This window comes from Streptomyces sp. NPDC029296 (assembly GCF_055569255.1).
In genome coordinates, this window is sequence record NZ_JBVHXT010000045.1 from 1 (window position 1) to 21,009 (window position 21,009).

At 72.6% G+C, this 21,009-nt stretch carries 18 protein-coding genes; 10 read left to right on the forward strand and 8 right to left on the reverse strand.

Annotated elements, in window-relative coordinates; all coding sequences use genetic code 11:
* The 5 genes from ACZ4W9_RS32235 to ACZ4W9_RS32255 all read right to left on the reverse strand — a co-directional run.
* A partial coding sequence (locus ACZ4W9_RS32235; protein WP_467941705.1) for a beta-ketoacyl synthase N-terminal-like domain-containing protein occupies positions 1-5,057 on the reverse strand: 5,057 nt, incomplete at its 3' end.
* 214 nt (positions 5,058-5,271) lie between these two features.
* On the reverse strand, positions 5,272-5,847 hold the full coding sequence (locus tag ACZ4W9_RS32240) for a response regulator transcription factor (RefSeq protein ID WP_467941707.1): 576 nt from the start codon (positions 5,845-5,847) through the stop codon (positions 5,272-5,274).
* 350 nt (positions 5,848-6,197) lie between these two features.
* Complete coding sequence (locus ACZ4W9_RS32245) at positions 6,198-6,407, reverse strand: ferredoxin (RefSeq protein WP_467941709.1); 210 nt, start codon at positions 6,405-6,407, stop codon at positions 6,198-6,200.
* 5 nt (positions 6,408-6,412) lie between these two features.
* Entirely contained in the window at positions 6,413-7,555 is a 1,143-nt protein-coding gene (locus ACZ4W9_RS32250) for a cytochrome P450 (RefSeq protein WP_467941711.1), read from the reverse strand.
* A 438-nt stretch (positions 7,556-7,993) separates the two neighbouring features.
* On the reverse strand, positions 7,994-8,929 hold the full coding sequence (locus tag ACZ4W9_RS32255; protein WP_467941713.1) for an oxidoreductase: 936 nt from the start codon (positions 8,927-8,929) through the stop codon (positions 7,994-7,996).
* An 82-nt stretch (positions 8,930-9,011) separates the two neighbouring features.
* Here ACZ4W9_RS32255 and ACZ4W9_RS32260 point away from each other — a divergent pair, with 82 nt between their 5' ends.
* A complete protein-coding gene (locus tag ACZ4W9_RS32260) occupies positions 9,012-9,626 on the forward strand; it encodes an acyl-CoA-like ligand-binding transcription factor (RefSeq protein ID WP_467941715.1) in 615 nt (204 codons plus the stop codon).
* Positions 9,627-9,809: 183 nt separating this feature from the next.
* Here the strand turns inward: ACZ4W9_RS32260 and ACZ4W9_RS32265 are convergent, their stop codons facing one another.
* Positions 9,810-10,175, reverse strand: coding sequence for an HGxxPAAW family protein (locus tag ACZ4W9_RS32265; protein ID WP_467941717.1), 366 nt, complete (start codon positions 10,173-10,175; stop codon positions 9,810-9,812).
* Between the two features lie 116 nt (positions 10,176-10,291).
* Between ACZ4W9_RS32265 and ACZ4W9_RS32270 the strand changes: the two genes are divergently transcribed.
* The 5 genes from ACZ4W9_RS32270 to ACZ4W9_RS32290 all read left to right on the forward strand — a co-directional run bounded on the left by ACZ4W9_RS32270 (position 10,292) and on the right by ACZ4W9_RS32290 (position 14,366).
* Positions 10,292-10,765 carry a MarR family winged helix-turn-helix transcriptional regulator gene (locus tag ACZ4W9_RS32270; protein ID WP_467941719.1) on the forward strand — a complete coding sequence of 158 codons (474 nt, stop codon included), beginning with the start codon at positions 10,292-10,294 and terminating at the stop codon, positions 10,763-10,765.
* A gap of 134 nt (positions 10,766-10,899) precedes the next feature.
* Positions 10,900-12,060, forward strand: a complete 1,161-nt coding sequence (locus ACZ4W9_RS32275) for an alpha-hydroxy-acid oxidizing protein (RefSeq protein WP_467941721.1) — start codon at positions 10,900-10,902, stop codon at positions 12,058-12,060.
* Between the two features lie 189 nt (positions 12,061-12,249).
* Positions 12,250-12,813 carry a CGNR zinc finger domain-containing protein gene (locus ACZ4W9_RS32280; RefSeq protein ID WP_467941723.1) on the forward strand — a complete coding sequence of 188 codons (564 nt, stop codon included), beginning with the start codon at positions 12,250-12,252 and terminating at the stop codon, positions 12,811-12,813.
* Positions 12,814-12,970: 157 nt separating this feature from the next.
* Complete coding sequence (locus ACZ4W9_RS32285) at positions 12,971-13,336, forward strand: MazG-like family protein (protein WP_467941725.1); 366 nt, start codon at positions 12,971-12,973, stop codon at positions 13,334-13,336.
* 127 nt (positions 13,337-13,463) lie between these two features.
* Positions 13,464-14,366 carry an EamA family transporter gene (locus ACZ4W9_RS32290; protein ID WP_467941841.1) on the forward strand — a complete coding sequence of 301 codons (903 nt, stop codon included), beginning with the start codon at positions 13,464-13,466 and terminating at the stop codon, positions 14,364-14,366.
* Between the two features lie 67 nt (positions 14,367-14,433).
* Here the strand turns inward: ACZ4W9_RS32290 and ACZ4W9_RS32295 are convergent, their stop codons facing one another.
* Complete coding sequence (locus tag ACZ4W9_RS32295) at positions 14,434-14,805, reverse strand: VOC family protein (protein WP_467941727.1); 372 nt, start codon at positions 14,803-14,805, stop codon at positions 14,434-14,436.
* 89 nt (positions 14,806-14,894) lie between these two features.
* Between ACZ4W9_RS32295 and ACZ4W9_RS32300 the strand changes: the two genes are divergently transcribed.
* A complete protein-coding gene (locus ACZ4W9_RS32300; RefSeq protein ID WP_467941729.1) occupies positions 14,895-15,191 on the forward strand; it encodes an ArsR/SmtB family transcription factor in 297 nt (98 codons plus the stop codon).
* A 352-nt stretch (positions 15,192-15,543) separates the two neighbouring features.
* On the opposite strand, the gene ACZ4W9_RS32305 is transcribed toward ACZ4W9_RS32300, so the two are convergent.
* Positions 15,544-16,236, reverse strand: coding sequence for a TetR/AcrR family transcriptional regulator (locus ACZ4W9_RS32305; protein ID WP_467941731.1), 693 nt, complete (start codon positions 16,234-16,236; stop codon positions 15,544-15,546).
* Between the two features lie 286 nt (positions 16,237-16,522).
* Between ACZ4W9_RS32305 and ACZ4W9_RS32310 the strand changes: the two genes are divergently transcribed.
* The 3 genes from ACZ4W9_RS32310 to ACZ4W9_RS32320 all read left to right on the forward strand — a co-directional run bounded on the left by ACZ4W9_RS32310 (position 16,523) and on the right by ACZ4W9_RS32320 (position 20,972).
* Positions 16,523-17,845, forward strand: a complete 1,323-nt coding sequence (locus ACZ4W9_RS32310; protein ID WP_467941733.1) for a UDP-glucose dehydrogenase family protein — start codon at positions 16,523-16,525, stop codon at positions 17,843-17,845.
* A 210-nt stretch (positions 17,846-18,055) separates the two neighbouring features.
* Positions 18,056-19,270, forward strand: coding sequence for a glycosyltransferase (locus tag ACZ4W9_RS32315; protein ID WP_467941735.1), 1,215 nt, complete (start codon positions 18,056-18,058; stop codon positions 19,268-19,270).
* Positions 19,271-19,355: 85 nt separating this feature from the next.
* On the forward strand, positions 19,356-20,972 hold the full coding sequence (locus tag ACZ4W9_RS32320; RefSeq protein ID WP_467941737.1) for an MDR family MFS transporter: 1,617 nt from the start codon (positions 19,356-19,358) through the stop codon (positions 20,970-20,972).
* The last annotated feature ends 37 nt before the right edge of the window (positions 20,973-21,009 follow it).

Consider the following 21,009-nt stretch of genomic DNA (forward strand, 5'->3'; position numbering starts at 1 on the left):
ACATCCAGCTCCGCAGACCCCCCGGACACCACCACCTGCTCCGGACCATTGACCACCGCAACCTGCAACCCATCCGACAACCAGTCCCTCACCCGCTCCACCGGAGCAAGCACCGACACCATCCCGCCACGCCCCGACAACGCCGTGATCGCCCGCGAACGCAACGCCACCACCCGCGCCGCATCCCCCAACGACAACCCACCCGCCACACACGCCGCAGCGATCTCCCCCTGCGAATGCCCCACCACAGCCGCCGGCCGCACCCCCAACGACCGCCACACCTCCGCCAACGACACCATCACCGCGAACAACACCGGCTGCACCACATCCACCCGCCCCAACAACCCCTCATCCCCACCACGCACCACACCCAGCAAATCCCACCCCTCCACATACGGCTCCAACGCCGCCGCACACTCCCCCATCCGCCCCGCGAACACCGACGAAGACTCCAACAACCCCCGCGCCATACCCACCCACTGCGACCCCTGACCCGGAAACACGAACACCACACCAGACGCCACACCCGAGCGCCCCGACACCACACCGGCGGCCTCACGACCCGCCGCCAACTCACCCAAACTCGAGACGAGTTCGCTCACCTCGGAGCCGAGCACCACCGCCCGGTGTTCCAACGCCGCACGCCCCGACGCCAACGTGAACGCCACATCACGCGCGTCCGGCTCCCCACCCTCGGCCACCCGCTCCAGCAACCGCGCCGCCTGCTCCGCCAACGCCCCACCACTACGCGCCGACAACACCCACGGCAGCGGACCCGGTGCGGCCTGCGGTTCCGGAAGGGTCCGCGTCGGAGGCTGCTCCAGGATGACGTGCGCGTTGGTGCCGCTGATGCCGAAGGAGGACACCGCCGAGCGGCGCGGCCGGTCCACTTCCGGCCACTCCTGCGGCGCGGTCAGCAGCCGCACCGCGCCGGACTCCCAGTCGACGTGGTGCGACGGCTCGTCGACGTGCAGGGTGCGCGGCATCAGGCCGTGGCGCATCGCCTCCACCATCTTGATCACACCCGCAACACCCGCAGCGGCCTGGGTGTGCCCGATGTTCGACTTGACCGAACCGAGCCACAACGGCCGCTCCCGGTCCTGGCCGTAGGTCGCCAGCAGCGCCTGCGCCTCGATCGGATCACCGAGTGCCGTACCCGTGCCGTGCGCCTCGACCACGTCCACGTCCGCCGGCGACAACCGCGCACCCGCCAACGCGGCCCGGATGACACGCTGCTGGGACGGACCGTTCGGCGCCGTCAGACCATTGCTGCCACCGTCCTGGTTCACCGCCGAACCCCGCACGACCGCCAGCACCTGATGCCCGTGGCGTTCGGCGTCGGAGAGGCGCTCGACCACGAGGAGACCGACTCCCTCGGCCCAGCCGGTACCGTCGGCGTCGTCGGAGAAGGCCTTGCAGCGGCCGTCGGGGGCGAGGCCGCGCTGGCGGGAGAACTCGACGAACATGCCCGGCGTGGACAGGACGGTCACGCCGCCGGCCAGGGCCAGGGAGCATTCGCCGTTGCGCAGGGCCTGGACCGCGAGGTGCAGCGCCACCAGGGACGACGAGCAGGCCGTGTCCACCGTCATCGCCGGGCCTTCGAGCCCCAGCAGGTACGAGATCCGGCCCGATGCCACGCTGGTGGTGTTGCCGGTGAGGCGGAAGCCCTCGGTGCCGTCGAGCGGGGCGTGCAGGCGGGGGCCGTACTCCATGTTCATGGCGCCGACGAAGACGCCGGTCCGGCTGCCGCGCAGGGAGGACGGGTCGATGGCGGCCCGCTCCAGCGCCTCCCACGACGTCTCCAGCAGCAGCCGCTGCTGCGGATCCATCGCCGCCGCCTCGCGCGGACTGATCCCGAAGAACTCCGCGTCGAAGTCCCCGGCCCCGGTGAGGAAGCCGCCGTGGCGGGCGTAGGTGGTGCCGGGGTGGTCGGGGTCGGGGTCGTAGAGGCCGGCGAGGTCCCAGCCGCGGTCGGTGGGGAACTCGGAGATGGCGTCCGTCTCGCCGGTCACGGCCTGCCACAGGTGCCGGGGCGAGTCGATGCCGCCCGGCAGCCGGCAGGCCATGCCGACGATGACGATCGGGTCGTCGTCGGTGGCGGTGGTGGTGGGGCGGGCGTCGTGCTCGTGCTGCGGGGTGTCGAGGACGCCGGTGATCCGCTCGTGCAGGTGGGCGGCGAGGGCCTGGGGGGTGGGGTGGTCGAAGAGGACGCTGGTGGGCAGGCGCAGTCCGGTGGCGGAGACGAGCCGGTTGCGCAGCTGCACGGAGCGGGCGGAGTCGAAGCCGAGGTCGCGGAAGGTGGCGTCGGGGTCGGCGGGGGTGTCGCCGAGGGTTTCGGTGAGGTGGCCGGCGAGCCAGCGCAGGAGGAAGCCGTCCGGTTCGGTGCGGATCCGGTCGCGCAGGGCGAGCGTGGCGGAGCTGAGGTGCTGTTCGGCGACGGTGGTGGCGGGGCGTTCGTCGAGCCAGTGGCGTTCGCGCTGGAAGGCGTAGGTGGGCAGGTCGACTATGCGGGCGGCGCCGATGGTCTCGGCCCAGTCGACGTGGACGCCGGCGGTCCACGCTTCGGCGAGGCCGGTCAGCAGGGTGTGCAGTTCGGGGCTGTCGCGGTGCTGGAGGGCCACCGCGATCTCGGTGTCGGTGGGGTGGACGAGCGGGGTGAGGACGGAGTCGGGGGCGAGTTCCACGAACCGGGTCACGCCCTGCTCTCGGCAGGCGGTGATCGCGTCGTGGAAGCGGACGGTGGCGCCGACGTGTCCGAGCCAGTACTCCTCGGTCATGGCGGTGCCGGTGCGGCCGGTGACGGTGGAGACGATCGGGATGTCCGGTTCGGCGACGGCCAGGCCGTGGATGCGGCGGGCGAACTCGTCCAGCATGGGCGCGGTGAGCGGTGAGTGGGCCGCGTTGCGCACCCGGAGCCGGGTGGTGCGCCGGCCGTCGGCCCGGAACCGGTCGGCGATCCGGGTGACGGTGTCCTCGGCGCCGGACAGGACGACGGCCCGGGGTCCGTTGATGACGCCGATGGAGACGTCGTCGATGCCCTGGAGGGCGGCGGTGGCCTCGTCCTCGGTGGCCTCTACGGCGATCATGGCGCCGCCGGGCGGCAGGTCCTCCATCAGCGCGCCGCGGGCGGCGGCGAGGGCGGCGGCGTCGGCCAGGGAGAGGGAGCCGGAGACGTGCGCGGCGACGATCTCGCCGAAGGAGTGGCCGACGAGGAGGTCCGGTCGGACGCCCCAGGAGGTGACCAGGCGGTACAGGGCGACCTGGAAGGCGAAGAGGGCGGGCTGCATGTACCGCATGCCGTCGAGGGCCGCCGCGGCGTCCTCGCGTTCGCCGAAGAGGACCTCGCGCAGTCCGAGCGCGGGGTCGAAGTGGCCGAGCACCTCGTCCAGGGCGCGGGCGAAGACGGGGTGGGCGTCGTACAGTTCGCGCCCCATGCCGATGTGGTGTGCGCCGCCGCCGGCGAAGAGGAAGGCGGTCTTGCCCGGGGTCGTGGCGACGCCGGTGACGGCCTCGTCGTGGAGCCGGGTGAGGCGCGTGGTGAGGTCGGTCCGGTCGGTGCCGATGACGACGGCGCGGTGTTCGAGGGCGGAGCGGGTGGCGGCGAGCGACAGGGCGATGTCGGCGGCGTCGGCTTCGTGGTCGTCCTGGAGGTGGCCGAGGAGTCGTGCGGCCTGGGCGTCCAGGGCGCGGCCGGTGCGGGCGGACAGGACCCAGGGCAGGGGGCGGCCGGTGGCGGGGGGTGTCGTGGGGGCGTGGGGCCGGCCGGTGTAGGGGCCCTCGGTGAGGACGACGTGGCAGTTGGTGCCGCCGACGCCGAAGGAGCTGACGCCCGCGACGAGGGGGGCGTCGGAGTCGGGCCAGGCGCCGAGTTCGGTCTGCACCCTCAGGTTGAGTTCGTCCAGCGGGATCGACGGGTGGGGGGTGTGGAAGTGGAGGGTGGGCGGAAGCTGCCGGTGGCGTACGGCGAGGGCGGCCTTGAGCAGGCCCACGATGCCGGCGGCGGCTTCCAGGTGGCCGATATTGGTCTTGACCGAGCCGACGCGCAACGGGCGGCGGTCCGCGCCGCGGCCGAGGACGGCGGAGACGGCGGCGGCCTCGACGGGGTCGCCGACCGGGGTGCCGGTGCCGTGGAGTTCGACGTACTGCACCGCCTCCGGGCTGATCCGCGCGTTCGCGTAGGCGCGGCGCAGGACGTCCTGCTGGCCTCGGACGTCGGGGTCGGTGAGCCGGTCGCCGCCGCCGTCGTTGTTGACGGCGCTGCCCTGGATGACACAGTGGACGGGGTCGCCGTCCGCGATCGCGCGCTCCAGCGGCTTGAGCAGGACGACGCCTCCGCCTTCGCCGCGTACGAACCCGTCGGCGCTCGCGTCGAACAGTGCGCACCTGCCCCGGACGGACAGGGCCCCCAGTCCGGCGGTGGCGACCATGCCGTCCGGTGCGAGGATCAGGTTGACGCCGCCGGCGAAGGCGAGGTCGGACTCGCCGCGGCGGATGCTCTCGCAGGCCAGGTGGACGGCGACGAGCGAGGAGGCCTGTGCCGCGTCGACGGCGAGGCTGGGACCTCGCAGGCCGAGGGTCCAGGAGACGCGGTTGGCGATGATGGCGCGGTGCCGGCCGGTGAAGTCGTGCGCTTCGCCGCGGCCGGTCCGCTCGCGGGAGGCGAGGGTCGCGTAGTCGTCGGAGGAGACGCCGACGAACACACCGGTGCGGGAGCCCTGGAGGCGGTCGTCGCGCAGGCCGGCGTCCTCCATCGCCTCCCAGACGAGTTCGAGGGCGAGCCGCTGCTGCGGGTCCATGGCGGCGGCCTCGTCGGGCTGTACGCCGAAGAAGGCGGCGTCGAAGGAGCCCACGTCGTCGAGGAAGCCACCCCGCCAGGACGCGCGGCCCGGGCCCCGGTCCGCCGGCCAGGAGGTGACGGCGTCGGTTCCCTCGGTGAGCAGGCGCCAGAACTCGGCCGGGTTCGCTGCCGCGGGGACGCGGCAGGAGATGCCGATCACCGCGATGGCCGTGTCACGGGAGCCGTCGATCACCTGGTCACCAGACATGGATGGCTTCATGGCGGAAGTATCCGTGTGCGGCCGGGGCGCGGCTTCTGCCAGAGGAACGGGCCCGGTGCCAGGGCTTCGGTACAGGTCGCGGCGGCCGGTCCAGGACTTTAGGTCAGGTCGTCTTTCGGCCGACCGCCGTGCCGCAGTTGGCGGTTGGAGTGCGCGCACGCCGACGGGGGGCCTGTCCGCGGACAGGCCCCCCGTGCCGGCGCTGGGGTGTGCGTCAGCCGGCGGCGGACGCGATGAGCTGCGCCCGGGACGCCATGTGTGCCTTGGCGAGCACGTTGGACACGTGGAACTTGATGGTCTTCTCGCTGAGCCCGAGCTGGCGGGCGATCTCCTTGTTGGCCAGGCCGCGCCGTACGAGTGCGAGCACCTCGGACTCGCGTGAGGTCAGGGGCGTGTGGGTGGGGACGAGGGAGAGGCGGCGGGGCGGGGTGGCGCGTACGCAGCGGAGCAGCGAGCCACTGAGGCCGGGTGAGACGTAGCCGCTGCCGTCCTGGGCCCGGCGGACCGCCGTGACGAGTTCCTCCTCCGGGTCGTCGGAGTGGACGAGCGCGGTCACGTCGGCGTGGGCGCTGCGGATCCAGTCCGCGGCGGTGTCCGCGTCGGCCACGACGACCACCACGCAGGCGTCGAGACGGACCAGGTCGTGGGTGTCGCCGTGCGACCGCGCGGGGCTGTCGACGAGGACGACGACGTCGGGTGCGCACCGCGCGGCGACCGAGACGAGTTCGCCGAGGTCTCCCGCCTCGCCGACCACGGTCAGTCCAGGGTCCTGCTCCAGCGCCGCACGCATACCCAGGCGCGCGTAGGGATGTCGATCACATACAACGATCCTTGTCTGGGGTCGACTTTCCAAGTTTTTCCGCTTTCCTGCTTGAAGTGGAATTCACGCAGGGGTGAGAACGCGCCCCGGAATACCGGTTCCGGGGATTTTTTGGGCACGGCTTTGCCGGACGGTGGCATGGGAAAGGAAATGCCGGAATGTTCCCGCGGAAAGGCGCGGTGGTCCGCTCCGTGTGTGCGGTGAAACCGTGTCCGGGCCGTCGGCCGCCGGTTCGCATCGGCGGGCGACGGGAATTCAACGGGCCGGCAGGAGGCGCGGCCCGCGGTGCACGGCGTACTCGACCCCCGTCTACGGCCTCGTCAGTGCGAGGCGACCTGGTCCGTGACGCCGATCGCGCCGACCGGACACAGCTGGGCGGCCGTCTCCACCGACGCGCGCAGGTGCTCCGGTGGCTGTGGGTCGCGCAGCGTCACCAGTCCGTCCGCGTCGTCCTGGTCGAAGACGTCGGGCGCGGTCACCACGCAGTTGCCGGAGCCGCAGCACAGCTCCCTGTCGACTGAGATCCGCATGGTCCTCACCAGGTCACCGGCAGCTCGGCCACGCCGAAGGTGACGGCCATGGGACGCTTGGGCACGTCCGCCAGGGTGGTCTCGGAGCGCAGCGTGGGGAACCGCCGGGCGAGTTCGACCAGGGCGATGCGCAGTTCGGCGCGGGCCAGCGGCTGGCCGATGCACTGGTGCAGGCCGAAACCGAACGCCATGTGGCGGTGGGCCTCGGGCCGTGCCGGGTCGAACAGTCCGGGGTCGTGGAAGACGGAGGGGTCGCGGTTGGCCATGGACAGCATGGCGACGACTCCTTCGCCGGCCCGGATGGTCGTGCCGCCGATCTCGGCGTCCTCCAGGGCCAGCCGGGGCAGGCCGGTGCGGACGACGGTGATGTAGCGCAGCAGTTCCTCGACCATGCCGGGGGCCACGGCGGGGTCGTCGCGGACGGCCTGGAGGCTTTCGGGGTGCTCCAGGAGGGCGAGGGCGGACAGCCCGATCATGTTCGCGGTGGTCTCGTGGCCGGCGACGAGCAGCAGCATCGCCATGCTGAGCAGCTCGTCCTCGCGCAGTTCGCCGGGGACGACGCGCTCGGCCACCAGCCTGCTGAGCAGGTCGTCGCCGGGTGTCGTCCGCTTGAACTTGATCAGTTCGCCGAGGAAGCCGCTGAGCGCGCCGAGGGCGGCCTCGACCTCCTCGGGGCCGGAGTTGCGGTCCATGATCGCGCGGCTGTGGAGCTGGAAGAAGTCGTGGTCGGAGTAGGGGACCCCGAGCAGGTGGCAGATCGTCATGGACGGCACCGGCAGCGCGAAGTCGTTCATCAGGTCCGCGGGCGGACCGGCGGCCCGCATGCGCTCCAGCGCCTCGACCACCGTCTCCTCGATCAGCGGCTCGATCCGCCGGATGTTCTTGATCATGAACTCGGCGGTGAGCATGCGCCGGAAGCGGCTGTGCGCCTCGCCGTCCATGAAGATGAACAGGCCGGAGGCGTCCTCCTGCTTCGGCGGGATCGGGTTCAGTACCGGAAAGCCGGGACGGTACTGGTCCGAGCTGAAGCCGGGGTGGCGCAGCAGCTGGCGGACGTCCTCGTGCCGGGTGACCAGCCAGGCCCAGCCCCCGAACGGAAGCCTGACCCTGCCCGTCGGTCCGCCCAGCCGGGCCTCGTCGTCCGGCATGACGGGAATGAAGGGATTGCTGTCCGGACCGATGAAGGGGAAAGCTGGAAGCTCTGTGACATCAACGCTCGACAATTCCGTCAATTCGACCCCCGTAGAACTGCGTTGAAATGACGGATTAACCCTAGCAAGAAACCGGCCAAATATCGGCTGTGACCTGGGTCACAGACCGTTGAGTACGCTCCGGGTGTAGGCGCCATCCGGGGGATGCGTCCCCTTTCCGTAAAACGGGCGTCAACATCCGGAAAACTTCGGCGGGGGCCCGATCCATCCGGTGGGTGGGATAAAAAATGACCGTCAGGGAAATGCGCAGCTCAAAGCCGTCCCGACCGGTGCCGTCGCGAGCGGACGCCGTCGCCCCGGGGACGCGGGGGCCGTCGGGAAGCGCGGGATCCGGAGGCCGGTGGCGAAGGTGTGGTCACCGGCCTCCGGATCCGGTCAGGCGGCGGCCGGAAGCGCGAAGCGCACGCCGGTCAGTCCCTCCGACAGCTCCCACAGCCGGCTGCCGGTCGCCGGGTCGGCCGCGCGCGGGGCCAGCCGCACCTGCTTGGGCGCGCCCCGCAGTTCGGCCATGCCGTCCGGCCCGAACAGCTCGCCGCCGCGCACGCCGTCGGCGGTGGCCGCGTACAGCTGCGGCAGGGCGCCCTGGTCCGGGGCCTGGGCGAGCGGCAGCAGCAGGCGGCCGAAGAGGAATTTCACCATGCCGACGGGGGCGGCCGTCTGCAGGTTGGTGGCCGTGTACCCGGGGTGGGCCAGCACGCTGCGGACCGGACTGCCGGCCGCGCTCAGCCGCCGGTGCAGCTCCCAGCCGAAGACGGCGTTGGCCAGCTTGGACTGGTTGTAGTAGCCCATGGGCGAGTACGAGCGCTCACCGGTCGGATCGTCGAAGAACAGCTTGCCCTGGCGGTGGTTGGTGGAGGTCACCGTGACCACGCGGGGGTCCTCGCCCTGCGCCAGCTGGTCGAGCAGCAGCCCGGTGAGGGCGAAGTGACCGAGGTGGTTGGCGGCGAACTGCACTTCCTGGCCCTGCGCGGTGAGCGTCCTGGGCGGGGCCATCACGCCGGCGTTGTTGACGAGCACGTCGGGGCGCACACCGTCGGCACGCAGCCGGTCGGCGAACGCGCGGACCGAGTCCGGGTCGGACAGATCCAGCCGCCGCACCTCCGCCCGGGCCCCGGACACGCCGGCCGTCACCTCCGCGACCGCCCGCCGCCCCTTGGCCTCGTCCCGCACGGCGAGGATCACATGGGCGCCCTTGCGCACGAGCGCCCGGGTGGTGGCCAGACCGAGGCCGCTGTTCGCTCCGGTGACGACGAACACCCGTCCCTTCTGGTCCGGGATCTGATCGGCGGTCCAGCGCTTCTGACTCGTCATACGGCTCACCGTGCCTTACCTGTCACCAAGTGTCAAGTGTGACACTCTGGGCCATCAGCGGCACGGCGGATACGATGGGTGGATGACTTCCCGCCCTGTAGGAACCCTGGCCCAGCGCAAGCGGCAGCTCGTCGCGGACGAGTTGACCCAGGCGGCGCTGGGTCTGCTGGCGCGCGGCGGATTCGACGCGGTCACGGTGGACGAGATCGCCGCCGCCGCGGGAGTGTCGAAGCGGACGTTCTTCCGGTACTTCGCGTCCAAGGAGGACGTGGTCGTGCAGTTCCTGACCGGGCTGGGCGCGGCCATGCGGGAGGAACTGGCGGGCCGTCCGGCGCCGGAACCGCCGTCCGCGGCCCTGCGGCACACGGTGTGGCGTTCCATCGACGCCTGCGCGGGCGAGACCGAACGGACCCTGAGTGTCGTGCAGTTGATCCTCGGGACCCCGGCCCTGCTCGCCCGTTTCCTGGAGCGGCAGGCCCAGTGGCGCGAGGAGCTGGCGGCGGAGGTGGCCGGACGCCTCGGCCTCGACCCGGTGACGGAGCTGTACCCGCGCCTGGCCGCGGGGATGGCGCTGACCGCCTTCCACACGGTGCTGCAACGGTGGAGCGAGAGCGACGGCACGGAGGATCCCGCCGCGCTGACCGACCGGTGTTTCGCGGTCATCGCGCCGGCGCTGGACACGGTGCCGGGCGAGTAGGCCGCCGTCGGCGTCACGGCCGGACGGTCCGCGCGCCGCACGGAGTACGGGCACGGGTGTATCACGGCACATGCGCACGGTGCCGCACGTGCTCAGGCGAGGGACACACCTGAGACGCCAGGCCCCGGCCGGCCGTCTCGTCCGGCGGCCGGACCGGGCCTGGCGCGGGTACTCACCAGGCGCTCAGGACGACGCGTCCGCCCCGGCGCCCGCCGTCTCGCGGGCGGGCACGGTCGCCGTGGCCTCGCGGGCCCAGGCCGCGCGCCGCCCGGCCAGCCGGCAGGCGACACAGCCGGGGTGGCCCTGCCGCGCGGACTCGTCGCGCACGCCCAGGGGGTGCTGCCCGGCGGGCCGTACTCCCGGCGGCTTGCCCCAGCCCGCGAGGTGGAGGACCCATGTGACGACCACTGCGGCCACCGTGAGGGCCAGGCCCAGCCAGATTCCCGGGCGCCAGCCGCAGACGCCGACACCGATCACCGCGGTGCCTATGGTCGCCACGGTGCAACCGGTCCATCCTGCCACCGTGTGGCCTTCGTCGTGTGCGCTCACGTGCCCCCTCCTCGCGCCGCCGGAATCGGCCTGTTCGCGTCATGGCCGGACAGCGGCACTCGACCTAAAATAACTTAGCGAGTAAGGAATCTATCCCAGGGACCAAGGGAGTCGCAATGGAGGCCCCGCAGCGGAGATCTGACGTTCCATCAGACACGATCCGCGCACTCGGCGACCTCGTCGCGACCAGCGTCGTCGGGCAGCAGGAGTTCGCCCGGAGCCTGGGACTGAGCATGATGGACCTGATCTGCCTCGCCCACGTCCTCGCGGCCGGGGACTCCCCCGTCACCGCCGGCGACCTGGCCGCCCGCGCCCACGTGACCACGGGCGCGGTGACCGGCATCCTCAACCGCCTGGAGCGCGGCGGTTTCGTCACCCGCGAGCCCGATCCCGCCGACCGCCGCCGCGTCCTCGTCACCGCCGTCCCGGCCGCCGCGGACCGGGTCCGGACCGCCTACGGCCCCTACTACGCACGGCTCACCGAACTGTGCGCCCAGTACACACCGGCCGAGATCTCGATCGTCACCGACTGGTTCACCCGCGCGGCGACGGTGACACGCACGTATCTGGAGGAGGCCTGCGAGTCGTAGCCCGAGAGCCCGAGGGCCCGGCCGAGTCCGGTCCAGGACGCGTGGGTGTGGGGGGCTGCCGCTTCCACTGCAGGGCCCAAGGCCCGCGCCGACGGGCCGCACCGGAGACAACGAAGCACCGGGGAGCCGGATCGATGACCTATGCCGACTACCAGTACGAGATCTACCTCGACGGGCTGCGCGGAGTGCTGCCCGGCCTGCCGATGACCTACGCGGACCTCGAACCGCCGGCCCTGGCGGCGATGCCGCCGTCGGTCCGCTCGTACGTGGCCGGGGGCGCCGGCGACGAGCACACCCAGCGGGCGAACGTCACCGCGTTCGAGGGATGGGGTCTGGTCCCGCGGATGATGGTCAGCCCGACCCGACGCGACCTGTCCGTGGACCTGTTCGGCCTGCGCCTGCCCACGCCGCTGTTCATGGCACCGGTCGGGGTGATCGGGCTGTGCGCCCAGGACGGCCACGGCGACCTGGCCGCCGCGCGGGCCGCCGCCCGCACCGGCGTGCCCATGGTCGCCTCCACCCTCACGGTCGACCCGATGGAGGACGTGGCCCCCGAGTTCGGCGACACACCCGGGTTCTTCCAGCTCTACACCCCCGCCGACCGGGAGGTGGCGGAGAGCCTGGTGCGCCGGGCGGAGGACGCCGGGTTCAAGGGCATCGTGGTCACCCTCGACACCTGGATCCCCGGCTGGCGGCCGCGCGATCTCAGGGACAGCAACTTCCCCCAGCTGCGCGGCCATTGCCTGGCCAACTACTTCTCCGACCCGGTCTTCCGCTCCCGGCTCGCCAAGTCCCCGCATGAGGACCCGGCGGCCGCCGTGATGCACTGGGCGCAGATCTTCGGCAACCCTCTCACCTGGAACGATCTGCCCTGGCTGCGGTCGATGACCGATCTGCCGCTGATCCTCAAGGGCATCTGCCATCCCGAGGACGTCCGCCGCGCCAAGGACGGGGGCGTGGACGGCGTCTACTGCTCCAACCACGGCGGCCGGCAGGCCAACGGCGGTCTTCCCTCGCTCGACGCCCTGCCCGGCGTGGTCGAGGCCGCAGACGGCCTGCCCGTCCTGTTCGACTCCGGCGTACGCACCGGGGCCGATGTCCTCAAGGCCATCGCCCTGGGCGCCACGGCCGTCGGCATCGGCCGCCCCTACGCCTACGGCGCGGCCCTCGCCGGCGCCGACGGCATCACCCATGTCCTGCGCGCCCTGCTCGCCGAAGCCGACCTGATCATGGCCGTCGACGGCTACCCCGCCCTCGCCGACCTCATCCCCGAGGCCCTGCGCCGCGTCCGCTGACCGGCAGCGCGGCCGTGCATGCGGGCGGCGGAGCGGCCGGAAACGGCCGCACGGCCGCCGCACGCCGTCGGTCGCCGCGGTCCCGCCGTACGTCGGCGTCGGGCGAGGGCGGTGCCCGCCCGGCCGACGGCACCGGCGGCGCGGTGACAAGCCTTGCACCCCGTCGCAGTCACCTGTCAAGATGGTGATGTGAATCTTGATCATGTCTTCGTGTGCGGGCACCCGGCGCTCGACTTCGCGGCCACGCTGCGCGCCCGGCGCTCGGCCCGCTTCGAGATGTTCGCGACACCGGACCGGCTCACCGCCTGGTACCTGGAGTCCGGGCTCGTGGACGCGCTCACGCCCGGCGAGGAGGACGACGTCCGCGAGGCGATCGCGGTGCGCGAGGCCGTCTATCTGCTGGTCACCAACCGCCGCCTCGGCGAGGACTTCGACCGGCGGGCGCTCGCGGTGCTGAACGCCGCCGCGCGCCAGACCCCGGCGACGCCGCAGCTCACCCCGGCGGGCCGGCACACCGAAGCGACGCCCGGCCAGGCCCTGGCCACCCTCGCCCGGCAGGCCGTCGAACTGCTCGGCGGCCCGGACGTCCCGCTGCTCAAGGAGTGCGGCAACCCCGAGTGCACGCGGGTCTACATCGACCGCTCACGGGGCATGCGGCGCCAGTGGTGCGGCATGGAGTCCTGCGGCAACAAGATCAAGGCGGCGGCCTACCGCGCCCGGAAGAAGACGGCGCCCGTCGCGGCCGGAAGCTGATCCGGCGGGCGCGGGCGCCCGTACGAGGGACAGTTCAGGTGATACGAGCACCCGGGGTGGCGTAGCCCGCGATGATGAACGCGGACGGACCGGCCCCCGAGGCGAGGGAACCCGTGGCGGACTCGCGGCCGGCGGAACGCGAAGGAGAGCGACCCCGATGAGCATCCCCGGCCAGGCCGGCTCCGCGGACACACCCTTGCACGCACACCAGTGGGCCGACATCGGCCGTCTCGCCGCACTGTTCACGACGCTGGACACCGCGCGCGGGATGACCCCGGAGCAGCAGTGGATGCTGCAAGCGCTCAAGATCTCCGAGGAGGCGGGCGAGACCGCGCAGGCCGTGATCGGCGCTTGGGGCACCAACCCCAGGAAGGGCCGGAGCCATACCTGGCGGAACGTGCAGGAGGAGGTCGCCGACACCGCGATCACCAGCTTGGTGGCGCTGTACCGGATGCTCGGCGAGGAGGCTCCCGCGTTCTTCGCCGCCGTACTCTCCGAGAAGTCCGCGAAGTTCCTCTCCTGAGCCCGCCGTTCGCGGGAGGAGTGCTGAGGGCCGCGGCACCCTTCGCCCTGTGCGGTCCGGCAGCCTTCCGCCGGGAAAACCATGTGCCGTCGCCCGGACGGTAGTTGATAATCCACGCGTGGCCACCATGAACGTCGACGGGGCGGAGCACGGCCCCTCCCCCCGCTCCTCGCTGACCGCGTCGGCCCGACGCGGCTTCGACGCGATCCCGCCGACGGCACTGGTCCTGCTCGGCATCGTCAGCGTTCAGGTGGGCTCGGCGCTGGCCAAGCACCTGTTCGACGCGGTCGGCAGCTTCGGGACCGTCGCGCTGCGCCTGTTCTTCGCGGCGGCGGTGCTCGTGCTGCTGTGGCGGCCCTCGCCGCGCATGCCCCGCCGCACCTGGGCGGTGGTCCTCGGCTACGGCGTGACGCTCGGCTTGATGAACCTGTGCTTCTACCTGGCGCTGTCCCGGATCCCGCTGGGGATCGCGGTGACCACCGAGTTCCTCGGGCCGCTGGCGGTGGCGCTGGCCGGATCGAGGCGCTGGCCGGACGCCCTGTGGGCGGTGCTCGCGGCCGGCGGCGTGGTCCTGCTGATGGAGGGAGGCGGCGATCTCGACCTGGTCGGCCTGCTGTTCGCCCTCGCCGCCGGCACGTGCTGGGGCCTGTACATCCTGGTCGGTGCCGCGCTGGGCCGCCACACCTCGGAGGGCGGCGGTCTGGCTCTCGGCATGGCCGTCGCGGCGCTGATCGCCGTGCCCTTCGGCGCGGCCGACAGCGGGACGGCACTGCTCCAGCCGTGGGTCCTGCTCGCGGGGCTCGGCGTGGCGCTGTTGTCGTCGGTGATCCCCTACTCGCTCGATCTCGAAGCGCTCCGCAAGGTCCCCCCGCACGTGTTCGGCATCCTGATGAGCCTCGAACCGGCGATGGCGGCCCTCGTCGGCCTGGTCGTCCTCCAGGAATCGCTGCACTGGACGCAGTGGATCGCCGTCCTGTGCGTGGTGGCAGCGTCGGCGGGCGCCACCCGCGGCACCCGCGCCGACGGCTGAACCCGGACACACCGGCACCGCCCGCGGCAGCGCGGCTACCGCGTCGGCCGGCCGGCCACCGGACGGCTCAGGCGAACGCCGACCGCGCCGCCGCGTGGAACTGCACGTACTCGATGGTCGCCCCTCCGGGGTGGCGGACGGTGAGGTTGCGGCCGGTGGGGACCTCGTTGGGGCCGTCGAGGATCTCGCCGCCGCGCCGCTCGGCGAGGCGCAGGACCTCGTCGATGGACTCGACGATCGTGGTGGCGTGGGTGCCGCGGTAAGGGGCGAGGGCCTCCTCCGTGCCCGCCAGGAGCAGATAGCCGCCCACACTCGCGAGTTCCAGGTCGCGGTAGGTGAACCGGAGTCCCGGCTGCTCCCCGGTCAGTTCGACGAAGGTGGGCAGGGCCGTGTCCAAGTCGTCGACGTAGACGCGGGCGAGGGTGGCAAGCACGGTCACGGTCGTCCCCTAGGTCATTTCGAATTTCCCGAAACGTGGAAGCGATCGGCATACTACGGGTTCGCGGGAGCGGACACGAGGGAGGGCCGGTGCGGCAACACGAGCACGAGGACGGGGACTTGGCCGCCGTACTCCATGCCCTGGGCGATCCGGTGCGGCTCGCACTGGTCCGCCGGATGGCCGAGGACGGCGAGAGCGCGTGCAGTCCGGACGGCATGGACGTGCCCAGGTCGACGCTGTCCAACCACTGGCGGATCCTGCGCGAAGCCGGGGTCACCGAGACCCGCCGGGCGGGAAAGGCCCGCCTGATGACACTGCGCCGCACCGATCTCGACGCCCGCTTCCCGGGGCTCCTCGCCGCCGTGCTCGGCGAAGACGGGCCATGAACCGGCTCCCCTGCGCCGAACCCGGTCCCCGGCCGCCTGGGCGCCGACCCCGCATACGGCCGACCGCACTGGCCTCACCCGGAACACAGCGCCAGCCGGAACCGAGACGGAAAGACGCTCCGGCCAGGCCGTCCAGCGCGGTGGGTCGCCGACGTACGGCCGAGCCGGACCGAGCGGCACAGCGTGGTTGCCGGTGAGGTCCCGCCGGTACCCGGTCAGCGGATACGCCTCGCGCGACGCCGCCGGCGCGCAACTCCGGACGCCCACGCGTCGCCGCGGCCTGTGACGCCCCGGGCGAACGCCCCCCGCGAGAGCGAACTCCCGTCTCGGGCCGGGACGTCATCCGTCCCGTTCACCGGCCCTCGCCGCACCCGGCCACGCCGTGGCCGTCCACGACGCACTCCACCTCCCCGGCCTCCGCCGCACTCCCGTCATGCTGCGCCGCCGGGCCGAGAAGAGTCTCGATGACCGCCCGGAGATACCGCTCCAGCTTGGCGTCCGGCGCCGACTGGAGGGCGGGGGGCCGGATCTCCGTGAGCACGAGACTGGTGCCGAGCACCCACGCCGCCAGGAGTTCCGCCCTCAGGTCGGCGTCGGGTCCGCCGAGGCGGGCGGCCAGGCGCGTGGAGAACACGTCGGTGAAATCCGCCCGCAGTTGCGCGAAGGCCGCGTCCCTGCCGGAGGACCGGAGCACCGAGAGCACCGGGTGGGGGAAGTCCCCGTCCTTCGGCGCTCCCAGGAGCAGCGCGCAGAACCAGTCGGGTATCGCCTCCACCGGTTCCTGGAGCAGCGGCTCGAAGATCTTGCCGGCGCCTGTCACGTCGTTGAACAGCGCTTCCTTCGAGCCGAAGTAACGGTAGACGAGCGCCGCGTCCACCCCCACGTCGCCCGCGATGTCGCGCACGCTGGTGCCCTCGTATCCGTACTTGCCGAACCGGAAGGCCGCGGCGCTCCTGAGCGCCGTACGCGTGGCCGAGGCCGAGCGCCTGCGGGCGGGCCGGTCGGCCACCGCCTTCGACGCCTCGCCGTTGTGTACTCCCGTCACGTCACAAACCTCCATCGCCGGCGGTCCGCCCGCCAACCGCCCATGTTCCAGCCTGGGGCGGCTGGCTCAAAGTCACCGATCGTTGTCATCAATCGTTGACTTCTGTTCGCGCCGCATGCCATACCTGAACGGGTCAACGATGGATGACTTCACTGCTCACTGTCCCAGGGCCGTACGACGGAGTCGGCCCGTTCCAGGTCGCCCGCGCGGCCCGGCGGCACGCACCCCCACCGCGTGCCCCAGACGCCGCGATGCGGGCCCCCTCGACCGGAAATGGTGATCTTCTGTGTCTGCTCAACGCGTCGCCGTGGTCGGAACCGGCTACGTAGGACTGACCACGGGTGCCTGCCTCGCCTCCCTCGGCCATGCGGTGGTGTGCGCGGACGCCGACCCCCGCAAGGTGGAGCGGCTGCGCGAGGCCCGGGTGGACATCCTGGAACCCGGCCTGCCCGAGACCGTCCGGGACGCCCTGGAGGCGGGCCGGCTGGAGTTCACCGGCGACACCGCGGCGGCCGTCGCCGACGCCGAGGTGGTCTTCCTGTGCCTGCCCACCCCCATGGGCGCGGGCGGTGCGGCCGACCTCGCCGCCGTGGAGGCCGTCGCGGAACAGATACGCGACGTACTGCCCTCCGGCTGCGTCGTCGTCAACAAGTCGACGGTGCCGGTCGGGACGAGCGAGCGCGTCGCCGCCCTGCTCGGCCGGCCGGACGTGGCCGTCGTGAGCAACCCCGAGTTCCTGCGCGAGGGCCGTGCCGTCCACGACTTCCTGCACCCGGACCGGATCGTGATCGGCGCCGCCGAACGGGACGCCGCCCGGCGGGTCGCCGGGCTGTACGCCGCGCTGGACGCGCCGCTGGTGCTCACCGACCCGGCGAGCGCGGAACTCACCAAGTACGCGGCGAACTTCTTCCTCGCGATGAAGCTGTCCTTCGCCAACAACCTGGCCACCGTGTGCGAGCGGTTCGGCGCCGACATCGGCGACGTCACCGAAGGCATCGGGCGGGACCCGCGCATCGGCTCCTCCTTCCTGCTGCCCGGGCCCGGCTGGGGCGGTTCCTGCCTGCCCAAGGACACCCACGCCCTGCTCACCGTGTGCGAACAGGCCGGCGTCGACTTCCCGTTGCTGCGCGCCACGATCGACACCAACGTCACCCATCAGCGCCGGCTGGTCGAGCGGGTCGCCGCCGCGTGCGGGCGCGGCCCGGACGGCTCACTGCACGGGGTACGGCTCGCCTTGTACGGCCTGACGTTCAAGGCCGGCACCTCCGACCTGCGCGACTCGCCCGCGCTCGCCGTCGCCCGCCTGCTGCGCGAGCGGGGCGCCGAACTCACCGCCTACGACCCGGCGTTGTGCGACGAGCAGCCCGATCTGAGCGATCTGGCCGAGCTCGCCGACGATCCGGTGCGGGCGGCGGAGGGAGCCGTGGCCTGTGTCGTCCTCACCGAGTGGCCGCAGCTGCGCGACCTCGACTGGGCGGCGATCGCCGCGCGCATGACCGGCCACGAGGTCCACGACTTCCGCAATCTGCTGGATCCGGACCGGCTCGCCCGGGCCGGGCTGAGCTGGCAGGGCATCGGACGCGCGAGCGCGCCGGCACGGGTGGCGTGAGGCCCGGCCGGGTGACCGGCACCCGGACCGCGGGCGCCTGACGCCCGCGCTGCCGGCGTGTCCGGTGTCCCGCGCACACCATCGCCCTCCGCCGCCCGTCCGCCGCGTACGCCGGGCCGTACCCGTCCCTCCTCTCCCACGGCCGGGTTCGCGCAGGCCGTCGTTTCGCGTGTCACCGCCGCAAGTCCACGAGAGAAAGGCCCACCCCCCATGCGCGTTCTCTGCACCACGCTCGGCAGTCCCTCGCACGGGCGTGCCCAGCTGCCGCTGCTGCGTGCCCTCGCCGAAGCGGGGCACCAGGTGCTGGTCGTCACCACCGACGCTCTCGCCCCCGTATTCCGCGACGACGACGTGGAAGTGCGGGCCGCCTTACCGGAGTTCGACCCGGTCGGCATGCTCGGCCCGGACCTCGGTGAACTCAAGGACAGCGGCGGCGACGAGCTGTCCCTGTCCTCGCCGGTGCTGTCCCGGCTGCTGATGCGGGCCCTGGCCGGGCCCGGCGTCAAGCCGCACCTGGACATCCTGCGGCCCCTCGCCCTCGACTTCCGCCCCGATCTGATCCTGCGGGACGGCATGGACATGGGCGCGGTGCTCACCGCCGAGACGCTGGGCGTGCCGCAACTGCCGACACCCTCCGGGTTCTCCAACATCCTGGAGCCCGCCGAGGTGCTGCCCCGGCTCAACGAACGGCGCCGGGAGCTGGGGCTGCCCGAGCGGGACGACCCGCTGTCCGTCGTACCGCACGGCCGCGTCGACTACGTACCGCCCGCCTTCTCCTTCTCCCTGCACCTGCCGCCGACGTTGTCGTACCGGCAGACGGTGGACGTCGAGCGGTACGGGGTGCTGCCCGGGTGGATCGCCGACCTGCCCACGGACCGGCCCCTGGTGTACGCGGCGATCGGCACCGCCCTGCCGGTGCTGCGCGAGCAGAAGGCGGGCGGGGCCCCGCAGTTGCCGGTGAAGATGCCGGAGCCCGCCGAGAGCCTGACGGAGATCCTGGGGGCGGCGGCCGAGCTGGAGGACTGCACGGTGATCGTGTCGACGTCCGGGGTCCCGGTGGACACCGCGGGGCTGCCCGGGCACGTCCACGTCACCGAGCGGGTACCGCAGCCGCTGCTGCTGGAGTCGGTGGACCTGTTCGTCACCCACGGTGGCTTCAACAGCGTCCGCGAGGCCCTGCGCACCGGCACACCGCTGGCGGTGCTGCCGCACTTCGGGGACCAGCACACCAACGCGCGGCGCGTGACGGAGCTGGGGCTCGGCGGTCACCTCACCGAGCGTGACGCGCACGGCATCGCCGACCTGTGCCGCACGCTGCTCACCGACCCCGCGCCCCGGGCCCGGGCCCGGTCCGCGCAGCTGGCGATGCTGACGCTGCCGGACATCGGGCAGTCCGTCGCCGACCTGGAGGGCATCGCCGGGTAGCTCCCGGCCCCGGCACACCGGGGCCGTGCCCGCGGCACGGGCGCGGCCCCGCATCCTCCCCGGCACCCACTCCCTAGGACGGCATGTGACCTCCTCCGAAACCCGACAGCAGGACGCCGCCGGGGACGCGCCCGTGCGGCTCGGCCACCGGCAGATCACCACGGTCATGTCCGGACTGGTGGTGGGCATGTTCCTGGCGGCGCTGGACCAGACGGTGGTCGCCTCCGCGCTGCGCACCATCGCCGACGACCTGCACGGCCTGACGGCCCAGGCGTGGGCGACCACCGCTTACCTCATCACCGCCACCATCGCGACCCCGCTGTACGGCAAGCTCTCCGACATCCACGGCCGGCGGCCCGTGTACCTCGTCGCGATCGGTCTGTTCACGGCCGGCTCGCTGCTGTGCGCGGGGGCCACGTCGATCTACGAACTGGCGGTGTTCCGGGCCGTGCAGGGGCTCGGCGGCGGCGGGCTGATGTCGTTGGCGATGACGATCGTCGCCGACATCACCACTCCGCGTGAACGGGGCCGCTACCAGGGCTACTTCATGGCCGTGTTCGGTGGCGCCAGCATCGTCGGCCCGCTGGCGGGCGGGGCCCTCGCGGACCGGGAGGTGCTGCTGGGCATCGCCGGCTGGCGCTGGATCTTCCTGCTCAACGTGCCGCTCGCCGCCGTGGCGGCCGTCGCGATCGTCCGCGTCCTGCGGTTCCCGCACCAGCGGGTGCGGCACCGGCTCGACTACCCCGGAGCACTCGCCCTGGCCGTCGGGATCGTGCCGCTGCTGACCGTCGCCGAGCAGGGCCGCACCTGGGGGTGGGGTTCGCCGTCGGCGCTGCTGATGTACGCCGTCGGCGCGCTGGGGCTCGTCGTGTTCGTCCTGGTGGAACGCCGGACGGGCGCGGCGGCGCTGCTGCCGCCGCGGCTGTTCGGGATCCGTGCCTTCCGGCTGGGGGTCGGGCTGCACTTCGTCGTCGGCATCGGCATGTTCGGTGCGATGACGACGCTGCCGCTCTACCTCCAGATCGTCCGCGGCATGAGCCCGATGGCGGCGGGGCTCGCCACCCTGCCCACGGTCGCCGCGAACCTCGCCGTGACGCTGCTGGTGGGGCGGCTGATCGCGCGCACCGGCCGCTTCAAGGTGCATCTCGTCGCCGGTATCGGCTCGTTCACCGCCGCGATGCTCGTCTTCGCGACCCTGCGCGTGGACAGCCCGCTGTGGCAGGCGGCCCTCGGCATGGCGCTGATGGGCGCGGGGCTCGGCGCGTCGATGCAGACCCTCACCACGCTCGCGCAGTCCGAGGTGCCCCGTGCGGACATGGGCGCGGCGACGGCGTCGGTCAACTTCTTCCGCTCCAACGGCGGCACGGTGGGCACCGCCGCCTTCCTCTCCCTTCTGTTCTCCACGGCGGGCGGGCGCATAGCCGAGCGGCTGGCCGAGGCCCGCGACGACCCGGCCTACCGCCGGCTGCTGGCCGAGCCGGACAACGCCCACGCCCTCGCGGGTGTCCTGCGCCCGGGCGGCGCTGTCGACCTGGAGGACTCGGCGTTTCTGCGGGCGCTCGACCGGAGTGCGGCGCTGCCGTTCCTGGAGGGGTACGTCGCCTCGATGCGGCTCGTCTTCCTCACCGGTGCGGCGGTGTCCCTGGTCGCCTTCCTGATCGCGGCGTGGCGGGTCCCGAACCTGACGCTCGCCGACGAGTGACCCCCGCCGCCGGGCCGCCCCCGTCCGGGTGCGCGGT

Bases quoted from the DNA above. Each gene is read 5' to 3' on its own strand.
- ACZ4W9_RS32260 (WP_467941715.1), top strand. From the start codon at position 9,012: ATGACTTCCCGCCCTGTAGGAACCCTGGCCCAGCGCAAGCGGCAGCTC.
- ACZ4W9_RS32285 (WP_467941725.1), top strand. From the start codon at position 12,971: ATGAGCATCCCCGGCCAGGCCGGCTCCGCGGACACACCCTTGCACGCA.
- ACZ4W9_RS32250 (WP_467941711.1), bottom strand. From the start codon at position 7,555: ATGCCGGACGACGAGGCCCGGCTGGGCGGACCGACGGGCAGGGTCAGG.
- ACZ4W9_RS32315 (WP_467941735.1), top strand. From the start codon at position 18,056: ATGCGCGTTCTCTGCACCACGCTCGGCAGTCCCTCGCACGGGCGTGCC.
- ACZ4W9_RS32290 (WP_467941841.1), top strand. From the start codon at position 13,464: ATGAACGTCGACGGGGCGGAGCACGGCCCCTCCCCCCGCTCCTCGCTG.
- ACZ4W9_RS32245 (WP_467941709.1), bottom strand. From the start codon at position 6,407: ATGCGGATCTCAGTCGACAGGGAGCTGTGCTGCGGCTCCGGCAACTGC.
- ACZ4W9_RS32240 (WP_467941707.1), bottom strand. From the start codon at position 5,847: ATGCGTGCGGCGCTGGAGCAGGACCCTGGACTGACCGTGGTCGGCGAG.
- ACZ4W9_RS32270 (WP_467941719.1), top strand. From the start codon at position 10,292: ATGGAGGCCCCGCAGCGGAGATCTGACGTTCCATCAGACACGATCCGC.
- ACZ4W9_RS32255 (WP_467941713.1), bottom strand. From the start codon at position 8,929: ATGACGAGTCAGAAGCGCTGGACCGCCGATCAGATCCCGGACCAGAAG.
- ACZ4W9_RS32275 (WP_467941721.1), top strand. From the start codon at position 10,900: ATGACCTATGCCGACTACCAGTACGAGATCTACCTCGACGGGCTGCGC.